This is a genomic window from Acidisoma sp., from assembly GCF_035492295.1.
Lineage (GTDB): Bacteria > Pseudomonadota > Alphaproteobacteria > Acetobacterales > Acetobacteraceae > Acidisoma.
Map to the genome: position 1 here is coordinate 1 of NZ_DATJJK010000003.1, position 8,739 is coordinate 8,739.

13 protein-coding genes and 3 pseudogenes are annotated in these 8,739 nt (G+C 61.7%); 11 read left to right on the forward strand and 5 right to left on the reverse strand.

Features of this window, described 5'->3' with window-relative positions; genetic code table 11:
• From VL752_RS00225 to VL752_RS00260, 8 genes and pseudogenes are all read left to right on the forward strand, one after another.
• Positions 1 to 213 (forward strand): annotated as a pseudogene (locus VL752_RS00225) (hypothetical protein); the annotation flags it as partial.
• A 243-nt stretch (positions 214 to 456) separates the two neighbouring features.
• Positions 457 to 669 (forward strand): hypothetical protein, encoded by a 213-nt coding sequence (locus VL752_RS00230; protein WP_325351717.1) that lies wholly within the window; start codon positions 457 to 459, stop codon positions 667 to 669.
• Between the two features lie 553 nt (positions 670 to 1,222).
• Positions 1,223 to 1,657, forward strand: a pseudogene (msrB, locus tag VL752_RS00235) (peptide-methionine (R)-S-oxide reductase MsrB).
• 12 nt (positions 1,658 to 1,669) lie between these two features.
• On the forward strand, positions 1,670 to 2,404 hold the full coding sequence (msrA, locus tag VL752_RS00240) for a peptide-methionine (S)-S-oxide reductase MsrA (protein WP_325351718.1): 735 nt from the start codon (positions 1,670 to 1,672) through the stop codon (positions 2,402 to 2,404).
• Between the two features lie 189 nt (positions 2,405 to 2,593).
• Positions 2,594 to 2,929 (forward strand): hypothetical protein, encoded by a 336-nt coding sequence (locus tag VL752_RS00245; protein WP_325351719.1) that lies wholly within the window; start codon positions 2,594 to 2,596, stop codon positions 2,927 to 2,929.
• A gap of 204 nt (positions 2,930 to 3,133) precedes the next feature.
• Positions 3,134 to 3,385, forward strand: a complete 252-nt coding sequence (locus VL752_RS00250; protein ID WP_325351720.1) for a FitA-like ribbon-helix-helix domain-containing protein — start codon at positions 3,134 to 3,136, stop codon at positions 3,383 to 3,385.
• 90 nt (positions 3,386 to 3,475) lie between these two features.
• Positions 3,476 to 3,811, forward strand: coding sequence for a PIN domain-containing protein (locus tag VL752_RS00255; protein WP_325351721.1), 336 nt, complete (start codon positions 3,476 to 3,478; stop codon positions 3,809 to 3,811).
• Positions 3,808 to 3,990 carry a hypothetical protein gene (locus tag VL752_RS00260; protein WP_325351722.1) on the forward strand — a complete coding sequence of 61 codons (183 nt, stop codon included), beginning with the start codon at positions 3,808 to 3,810 and terminating at the stop codon, positions 3,988 to 3,990. The genes VL752_RS00255 and VL752_RS00260 overlap by 4 nt, the downstream gene beginning before the upstream one ends.
• Here VL752_RS00260 and VL752_RS22210 read toward each other — a convergent pair.
• The 4 genes and pseudogenes from VL752_RS22210 to VL752_RS00275 form a co-directional block, all read right to left on the reverse strand.
• Positions 3,941 to 4,243 (reverse strand): relaxase domain-containing protein, encoded by a 303-nt coding sequence (locus tag VL752_RS22210; protein WP_408863033.1) that lies wholly within the window; start codon positions 4,241 to 4,243, stop codon positions 3,941 to 3,943. The genes VL752_RS00260 and VL752_RS22210 overlap by 50 nt on opposite strands.
• A pseudogene (locus tag VL752_RS00265) lies at positions 4,243 to 4,875 on the reverse strand (relaxase domain-containing protein); the annotation flags it as partial. The pseudogene VL752_RS00265 and the gene VL752_RS22210, both read right to left, overlap by 1 nt.
• Entirely contained in the window at positions 4,757 to 5,479 is a 723-nt protein-coding gene (locus tag VL752_RS00270) for a hypothetical protein (RefSeq protein WP_325351723.1), read from the reverse strand. The pseudogene VL752_RS00265 and the gene VL752_RS00270, both read right to left, overlap by 119 nt.
• A 52-nt stretch (positions 5,480 to 5,531) precedes the next feature.
• Positions 5,532 to 5,705, reverse strand: a complete 174-nt coding sequence (locus tag VL752_RS00275) for a hypothetical protein (protein WP_325351724.1) — start codon at positions 5,703 to 5,705, stop codon at positions 5,532 to 5,534.
• 297 nt (positions 5,706 to 6,002) lie between these two features.
• Between VL752_RS00275 and VL752_RS00280 the strand changes: the two genes are divergently transcribed.
• Both VL752_RS00280 and VL752_RS00285 read left to right on the forward strand, forming a co-directional pair.
• A complete protein-coding gene (locus tag VL752_RS00280) occupies positions 6,003 to 6,422 on the forward strand; it encodes a hypothetical protein (RefSeq protein ID WP_325351725.1) in 420 nt (139 codons plus the stop codon).
• A complete protein-coding gene (locus tag VL752_RS00285; protein WP_325351726.1) occupies positions 6,410 to 6,802 on the forward strand; it encodes a hypothetical protein in 393 nt (130 codons plus the stop codon). Before VL752_RS00280 ends, VL752_RS00285 begins: the two co-directional genes overlap by 13 nt.
• 173 nt (positions 6,803 to 6,975) lie before the next feature.
• Here VL752_RS00285 and VL752_RS00290 read toward each other — a convergent pair whose 3' ends face one another.
• Positions 6,976 to 7,383 (reverse strand): hypothetical protein, encoded by a 408-nt coding sequence (locus tag VL752_RS00290; protein WP_325351727.1) that lies wholly within the window; start codon positions 7,381 to 7,383, stop codon positions 6,976 to 6,978.
• Here VL752_RS00290 and VL752_RS00295 point away from each other — a divergent pair.
• Positions 7,376 to 7,963 (forward strand): chalcone isomerase family protein, encoded by a 588-nt coding sequence (locus tag VL752_RS00295; RefSeq protein WP_325351728.1) that lies wholly within the window; start codon positions 7,376 to 7,378, stop codon positions 7,961 to 7,963. The genes VL752_RS00290 and VL752_RS00295 overlap by 8 nt on opposite strands.
• Positions 7,964 to 8,739: the final 776 nt, after the last annotated feature.

Here is an 8,739-nt window from a genome sequence, read left to right on the forward strand (position 1 = left end):
GAGGTCAAGGCGAGCGCGACGGTCAAAGCCAGTGATTTCGGCGACTTGCGGGCATTGGCCGAGGCATGCGGAGACCGCTTTGCCTTCGGCGTCGTCCTTTACGACAGCGCTGACGTCGTGCCGTTCGGCGACAAGCTGGCAGCGGTGCCGTTGTCGAGCCTCTCGGATGGAAAGGCGCCGCAGAGCAAGGGAGCATCGCGTGACGCTATATAAGAAGCTCTTCCTAAGCTCTTGCGACGACTGCCTGCGCGGATCGCACGCGTTAAGAGCGGTGGCATCAATAAGGGAGATATTGTGCGCATTAAGGGAGTCGAGATCGAAACTTTCCGACTTTTGTGAGAATGACGCTCAGCATCACCACGCAATTTGCGGGAGAACCAGCATCACTCCGGTATCGACACGAGATCGTGGCAGACGCCGCGAGCGTCGCGGTCAACGTGGCCGAGGTCGGTGAGAATGGCTGAGGAAGCGGAAAACCCCGCAGACGCCGCCGGGCGCGTCGCGCTCGAACGGATGTTCGCATGCCTGGACGAGGGGCGCAGCTTCCGTCTGGAAGCCGGCGCAGGCGCTGGCAAGACCTACTCGCTCAACGAGGCGCTTCGCCGCCTGATTGATCGCCGGGGCGTCGAGCTTCTCCGCCGCGGCCAGCAAGTCGGGTGCATCACCTAGAGCCTGTTATTTACTTTTAGACGGATAAGGCTTGCGGGCTCGGGCATCACTCATGCCTCTCGACTAAGCCATCCCCGTCTAAAAGCTCTAGCGCGAAGCGATACCGCGCTGGGGCTAATATACAAGGCGTCGTTACTGACATGATGCGATAGATAGGCCCAAATTGTGTGTGCCAGTGGCTGGTTATCCCGAAGCTATCGGCCGCCAGGCGAAAGACTTCTTTGCTGAGCGCGCTTTCCTAAACACCATGCCGAATCATCTGGCGCTCAATAATGCAGAGTAGCGCGATCGCTCTTGTCTTGCACCGCCAGCAAGCCTGCGGCACAGGCTGCCTCTTCAGAGGAGTTGCTATCGGGCATGGCATTCTGGCTCCTGCGGGGACCACGAAGAGCTGAAGATACGACGACTGTTCATCCTTCCGTCACCGCTCCTGGGCCGCAGTGTAACCGTATCGGATCTGCCCGCGTAATCAGGGCAAACCTTCTTGGGGAGGCACAGCCCATGATGAGACGACGTACCGCCCTGGGCGGAGGGATTCTGGCCAGCCTGAACCCTGGCCGCCTGGTGGCCGACGCCGAGGGCGGCCCAGAGCGCCACCTTTTCCGTCGTCGAGACGGATGGGCAATGGCGGGCGAAGCTCAACCCGACAGCCTACCAAATCTTGCGCCAACAGAGGACCGAGGTGCCCTTCTCCAGCGCGCTCGACGTCGCGAGGCGGCAGGGCACATATTTCCGTGCCGGCTGCTCCTTACCCGTCTATGCATCCGCCACGAAATTCGACAACCATACGGGTTGGCCAAGCTTCTGGCAGCCGCTGCCCAATGCTGCTGCGGAGAGCATCGACGGCAGTTTCTGCATGCAGTGAACCGAGGTTCATTGCAGCCGGTGCGACGGTCATCTGGGCCATGTCTTTCCGAACGGGCCACCACCCATGGGGCTGCGCTACTGCATGAATGGCGGGGCGCTCACCTTCACAGCGACTGCATAAGGATAACAAGCGATGGCTACCAAACACAGTCACCCCTGGATAGCCGTCCTATCCGGCGCGGCCCTGCTCGCGGCTCTTGCGGCGGGCGGTTTGTCTTTTCATTTCACGCACGCCCGAGCAGCGGAGCTAGACCGCGCGGTTCCTCCCCCGGCGTTGGATCAGTCGGCAGGCGCGAGTGCGCGCGAAACTCTCATTCTAGCCGGTGGCTGCTTTTGGGGCATCCAGGGCGTCTTTCAGCATGTCCGCGGTGTGGAACAGGCCGTCTCCGGCTATGACGGCGGCGGCGCGAGCACGGCGCAATATGAGACGGTGAGCACGGGCACCACCGGCCACGCGGAATCCGTGCGCATCACCTACGACCCGCGCGTCATCTCGTACGGACAGCTGCTGCGGATCTACTTTTCGGTGGCGACGGACCCGACCCAGCTCAACCAGCAATATCCTGATAGTGGGCCGCAGTATCGCGGTGAGATCTTCGCGACGACCCCCGACCAGGACAAAATCGCCCGCGCCTATATCGCGCAGCTCAATGAAGCGAAGGTCTGGAGCGAGCCGATCGCAACCATCGTGGGGCGCGATACGGGGTTCTATGTGGCGGAGGGCTATCATCAGAACTATCTGACGCTGCACCCAGACAGCGACTATATCGCGACCTTCGACCTACCCAAGGTAACGGCCCTGCAAAAGACCTTCCCGGCCGAGTTCTTGGCCCAGCCGGTGCTTGTGCCCGACGTGAAAGACCAGTGATTCCACCATCACGTTTCTGGCTATGATTGCCTGTCTGGGGGCGCGCTCATCATCCTCAGCGCATGCCATTGTCGGAATCGACCTTGCAAAGCAGGTCTTTCACTTTCACGGCGCCCGGCATGATGGAAGCGTCGTCTTCAGGAAGAAATTGTCGCGCGGTCAGACTGGTGAGAAGGGTAGCCCACCTTAATGACGGTGCTCTTCCCCACCAGCGGCCTCAAAAGCGGCACCCGGCAATACGCGCGACCGCTTTTATACCAAAATGATCCTCGCTATGCTGTTATCTTCGCAGCAAATGATTGCAATTCGCGCCGGCTCTATCCGCGAGATTGGCATCGAGATGGCTGCGCCCGTGCATTACAAGGCTTAGAAAGAGAAGTCGCCGGCGGGATGGTCGAGATTACGCAACTCTACCGCTACCCGATTGCGGGACTCTCCGCTCAACCCATCTCTATCTTGAATTTCAGCAAAGCCGATGGCGTCGCCCACGACAGGAGTTATGCTTTGGCCTTGGGCACGACATAGTTTGACCCAAAGCTCAGGCTCCAGCGCCAATCAGTGATCGGAATGACGTAGGTATTGAACTCAGACTGGTGGCGCGCCGTTCCGGGGATATGTGTAACATAACGTCCTTTATGTTGCACAGCCGACTAAGCAGCGGCGCTACGCCAAGTTTGGCATCAACGCAATCATTGATTACAATGGTTTATGCAGACAGAAGTGCCGAGCATGAGCAGCATCACGATCCGTAACGTTGACCCGGCGGTGAAAGAGCGGCTGTGTGACCGCGCTGCCCAGCACGGTCACTCCATGGAGGCCGAAGCAAGGCGCATCCTGCAGACCACGCTCAAGGAGCCGGACCATCCGCCGGCACGCAACCTTTACGGACGAATCCGCGCCCGCTTCGAACCGCTCGGGGGCGCCGACGATCTCGAGCTGCCGCCGCGCCTGCCGGATCGCGGTCCGCCCCGGTTTGACTGATGTTCGTTCTCGACACCAACATTCTGTCCGCGATCATGAGCGCCACGCCGGTGCCTGAAGTGGCAGCATGGATCGCCGGCCAGCCGGAACATGCGCTGTTCACAAACCACGATCTGCCAGGCGGAAATCCTGTCCGGGCTCGCCGTCATGCCCGAAGGGCGGCGCCGCCTCGCTCTTGATACAGCGGCCCAGGCCATATTCACTGACGATTTCAGCGGGCGCGTGCTGCCCTTCGATACGGCGGCCGCAGCAGCCTACGCGGAGATTTTCGCGGGCCGCCGAAAAACCGGCCGCGCGACCGCGCCGCTCGATCTCATGATTGCGGTTGTCGCGCGCGCCAATGGCGCCGGCGTGGTCACGCGCGATATTGGCGGTTTTGAAGATTGCGGCGTTGCGCTTATCGATCTGTGGCTGACCTCGGCATGAAGATGCCACCGGATAAAGGACGCGAACCCGACGACGCGCTGAAGGCCAGCCGGTTGACGAAAGCGCTGCTGGAGACGACGGACGATATGCGCCGCGCCGGCGTCATAGACGCGGCAGACTATGAGAAGATCACGCTGCGCCATCTGGGTGGACAAGCCAGTGCCATTTCAGCAGCTTGATCTTGTTCTCCGCATCCATCGCGTCCCAGTCCAGGCCGAGGCTTTGCGCATAGGCGCGCGCGGCCTCGGTCCCACCCATGGTCCGCTTGCTGAAATGCGCGGTGACGCTCTCTGGCACGGCCGCCAGCCGCGCCATTTCGGTCTTGCCGTCGAGCGCGATCTCGACGCCATGCCGCCGCAGATTCTCAGCCAGGAACGCCTGATAAACCGCGCCAAATTCGTGGATGCGGCCTTCGAGCTGGGCGAGGTCCAGGCCCCCACCCGGCCGGTCGCTGTCTCCACGGCATTGAAGACCGCGACATGGGTACGGACCTGCATATCGCCCGGTACCCGACCGCCCGTGCCTGTCAGGCTGTGCAGCTCGGTCGCTTCCTGGCCTCCCACGTCTTCGGTCACGACCGCGACGGTCGGCCGGGCTGCGTAGTGCTGGAAGGAGACCCAGCCGATGGAGCCGGGTTCATAGCCATCCTTGCCGCCCTTGCCTTTGCGCGCGCGGCCGATCTCCCTTTCGATCGTCTGCATCACCCTCTCGATCGCGTCCGTATGCGCCTGATGCAGCATGGCGCGCTCGGCATTGGTCGGGGCGAAGGCGCAGGCGACGGACAGCGACTTCGGCGCGGAGAAAGTGAAGTCGATATAGCCGATGCGCGCCTTGGACGTTTCCAAGGCCGCCATACAGGCACGGTCGGACGGCTCCCGGCCGTCCGCGAGCCCCCCGATAGGATGTGCTCTCGCGCCTCGGCCGACATCTCCTTGCCATCGACACCTAGGGCGGCTTGCAGCCGCCTGACAGCCCGCTCGGCCTCCTTCCCGGCAATGCCTTCCCCGTGACGGTCTTGCCCTCCAGCATCCGCTCAAGCTGCTCACGGCTGGGCTTCTGGTCACCTTGCGGCCCAAGAATCTGCGTCAGCGGCAGGGTTGCGGATTGTGTTTGCTTGCCCTCGATCTCGCGGCCGTCCGCACGCTGGCCATTGAGCAGGAGCGCCACCTCGCCGGCCATCAGGCCGCGGTTGGTGTCGATGCCAAGGCGCTGCGCCAGGGCGGGATTTATGTCCCGGCGCGGCGTGGCCGCAGCACTCGTATAGTCAGGTGCCGTCGTGGCGGCCGTGACGGCGGCCTCCAAGCGCACCTCGAAATCGGTACCAGCAACGTCATCGGGCGAGGTCGATATGCGCGCCAGGCTCGCGGTCCCTTCCTCCCGCGTGACAGGGCCGGTGCCGATGAAGGCGGCGACGGCGCGCAGCCGCAGTTCGTCAGCGTCGAGCGCCGCACCATCCGAGGCCAGCGCGCTTTCTCCGATGCGGACAGCCTCCCCCTTCACCAGCTCGTCCAGAGCGTCACCGCCCGGAAGCTGGCCATCGACCAGCAGACGGCTGTAGCGGCCATAGGCCGTTTCGGCGGCGGTCGGCGGTGTGGTACCCTGCTTGTAGTAATCGGCCATCACCGCCATCTCTGGCGGGAGCGTCTGCTGCAACAGATGCTCCGCCATGTTCCGCGCCGCCCGAGGAGCGCCGGCGCTGCCTGTGCGGCACGTCAGCATGTCACCCGGCCTGGGATGCCTGTGCATCGCCGGCAGCGAAGGTCGCCTCGATCGCCGCTGGCAGCCCCTCCATCTGCGCTTGCACTGTTTCCAGGCCGGCACCCATGCGCACCACGGCGGCGGTCAGCTCGTTCAGGCTCTGAACGACGGGGGAGGGGCCTGGCTCTTGCCGCACGGCTCGGGCGATCTCCGTCAGGAGATTCGTCTGTTTGTGCGGGTATCGATCATCAGGCCTGGTTCATCGGTGTCTGGCCGCCTTCCAAGGCGGTCAGGCAGGCAATGGTAGCGTAGGGTATCGGGCAAGGGCATTCCTCGGTCTGTCGGCTTCCTACGGGGCCTCCTGGGCACCGCACTGCGGCGCCAGAGGCGCCGCAACCAAGCTTCCGCTGGGGTGCCTTGGTCTGGTACCAGATAGCCAACTCAACGACGCCACCCAACCAGGGCATAAGAGGACACGAAAGAGCCCACGAACGTGGATGTGAGAGCGGTCACGAATGAGGATACAAAAGAGGTCTCGAATGAGGCTGCATCATTTGACAAAGCGCGAGAGCGAATCCAAATTATCCTGGCTATGCCGCTGAAACGCCAACCGTCCGAAGCCGAGCTTGATGCGCTGGCAGCCGAGTTCAGATTACTAGGGCGACCCGGTGATGTTATTCGGCCCTGGTTGCAAAAGCAGCCGGTCCGGATCAAAACGCTCGTCGCAGATGATTGGTCTTGGGCAACCGTGGCTGACGCGCTCACCCGCGCGGGCAACACCTATCGCACCAAGCGCCCCTGGACGGGCGACGGACTAAAGTCGCAAGTCCGGCGCGCTGCCCTGCCTCTTCTTCGCGCCTGGCTGGAAGCCATGGATCGGCGGTTCGCGGGAATCAGCTCGTGGATTCCCTGACCGAGGCCACGGACCGCCGTTCGGTGATCCGTGCGAAACCAGAGGCCGCCACTTTCAAGGGTGATTCCGTGGCCCCGATCATGGAATCCCTCGTCGCCACCCTCGATGCGCTCGGAGCGATCTACGAAGCCAGCGCCGAAACCCAAATCGAAATCGCTGGAAACCTCCGGCGAGACGCCGGAGCGGTCGCGGAAGAAGCCATCGGGCGGGTCCATGCCTCCGGTGTAGGATTTATCGACCAACTCGCGCCACGCCTCGCTGTCGTCGTCGGGCGGACGCTCCGCGCTGATCGACAGCGGCGCCGTCTACGTACGATCCGGGGCAGCGCCGCCGGCATCCTGATCGGCGCCGCCCTCATCGCCGGAGTCTCATTTGCTTAGGGTTATGGTTCTGGCCGTGCGCAGGGCAACGTCGAAGCCCATACGATCGCTGCCGCCATGGCAGCCGGGCCGGACGCCGCGGCGGCGTGGTCGACACTGATGGCGAACAACGATCCGGTGCGAGCCTTGGCCGTCTGCAAACAATCGGTCAGCACGGACGCGCACGGCCCACGCTATTGTTCGATGCCGGTCTGGCTGGATCCGCCATCAGTTCCAGACGGCGGGTGAATCCGGTGCCGCCGAGAGGCGATGCCTATGCCTTGCTTCTCGCCTCCGGGGCGGCTCAAATCTTGGTCAAGGGTCGGACCGGGCGCATCGGCCGTAGTCGCACTTCGGCCTTTCGTGACCAACTTCGCCCAATAATCCTTGATCCAGATGTCGAGCGGCACAGTTAAAGCAATCAACTGATCGATTTTGGCGACTTCTTCCGTGGTCGCGCGGCCCATGGTCGGTTGGTCGGCGAAGGCGGAGCCGGCATCGCAGGAGACGTAGACTACGGAGAAATTTGGACGGGGGCAAAGAATCCACCACGGCCATGCCGCGCAATCGGACGAATCTTTTCCAGATGCAGGAGTGATCATCGTGACGACAGCTATCCGAGGCTGCCAAACAGTCGTCCTCGCTGTGAGCCTGTCCCTAACCAGCCTTGCGGCCAGGGCGGCAGTGCTCGCCGGAGTCGACCTCCCAGACCATCTGACGGCCGCGGGTGTTGAATTGACGCTGAACGGTGCTGCCTTACGCACCGCGACAATATTCCGGTTGCCGGTCTATGTCGCCGGCCTCTACCTTAAACAACCGACCCACGATGCCCAGCAGATTGTCGCGTCGCCGCAGCCCAAACTCCTCCGCTTTGTCTTTCTAAGGAATATTGGCGTGGATAAAGTGCGGAATGCCTGGCGCCAATCACTTGACAGAAATTGCACCACTCCGTGCCAATTGCCGGATGGCGAGGTCTCAGAGTTCATAAACCGGCTGCCCGCCGTAAAAACTGGGGACACCGCTGACGTTGTGTTCACACCACAGGGTGTGGATTTTGCCGTCAATGGCCATAGTCTGGGTTGGGTCACGGACCCTGTATTCGTGCGGGTTATTCTTCTTGGTTATGTCGGGCCTCACGCCTCGTCACCTTCCGTCAGGAATGGCATATTGGGCAAGAAATAACTGGGAATCTGGGGCGTGTGCTTCACGACCGAGGTAACCGCTCGCGGACGTTGACACCGTCTATGTTGTCAACGGCCCAACCTTTGGACCGGCCAAGGAGCGTGCGCTTTATGGTCGAGCCCGGGTTCCAGAGCTCCCTTTCCAAAGCGAATTATGACAAGGCAATCAACTTAGCGGATGTCTGTGTCCTAAAGAATGCGCCGGGAAACCGGTACTGGTCGATATTTCTGAGCGGCTTTCAACGAGGTCTTCCCGATGCCGAACGACTCTATTGCCGTCATAACTGACAGATTTCCTCCGCCCATTATGATTTGAACGTGGTGAACCATTTTGAAGAATAAGACGGAGGAGATGATGTTTAAGAGGCAGTTTCTCAAGGTCCGGCATAGGGTGAGAGCACGGTTCTCGACCAACTATGACACCGAGTTCGCTCTTGGGCTGAAGGAAATTGCTGTCGAGCAGCACGCGTGGCTTGTTTGGGGGGACAGCGGCCCGTCTGCTTTCGGGCGGGAGTGCGGTGAAGCGGACGCCAAGTTACGGCAGCCTGCGGCCGAGCAATGAGCAGAAATCGCCCAAAACAGCGCGGCGAACATGTTACTAGATCTTAGATGAATGTGTAGGTCCTGAACTACTGAAAACGGAAGGGTTTGCCAGAATTCGTCATGCGGCGTTGAATGGGCCATGCAAGGTAAATGGCATGCCTTTCGCCGCGGGATGTATGACCTCTTCGTCCAGATAACCGTAGTGCTGCAGCACGAGGTCAACAGCGTTCTGGG

Coding starts and splice junctions, on each gene's coding strand:
- VL752_RS00245 (WP_325351719.1), top strand. CDS start 2,594: ATGACGGTGCTCTTCCCCACCAGCGGCCTCAAAAGCGGCACCCGGCAA.
- VL752_RS00250 (WP_325351720.1), top strand. CDS start 3,134: ATGAGCAGCATCACGATCCGTAACGTTGACCCGGCGGTGAAAGAGCGG.
- msrA (WP_325351718.1), top strand. CDS start 1,670: ATGGCTACCAAACACAGTCACCCCTGGATAGCCGTCCTATCCGGCGCG.
- VL752_RS00255 (WP_325351721.1), top strand. CDS start 3,476: ATGCGCTGTTCACAAACCACGATCTGCCAGGCGGAAATCCTGTCCGGG.
- VL752_RS00270 (WP_325351723.1), bottom strand. CDS start 5,479: ATGGCGGAGCATCTGTTGCAGCAGACGCTCCCGCCAGAGATGGCGGTG.
- VL752_RS00260 (WP_325351722.1), top strand. CDS start 3,808: ATGAAGATGCCACCGGATAAAGGACGCGAACCCGACGACGCGCTGAAG.
- VL752_RS00290 (WP_325351727.1), bottom strand. CDS start 7,383: ATGATCACTCCTGCATCTGGAAAAGATTCGTCCGATTGCGCGGCATGG.
- VL752_RS00230 (WP_325351717.1), top strand. CDS start 457: ATGGCTGAGGAAGCGGAAAACCCCGCAGACGCCGCCGGGCGCGTCGCG.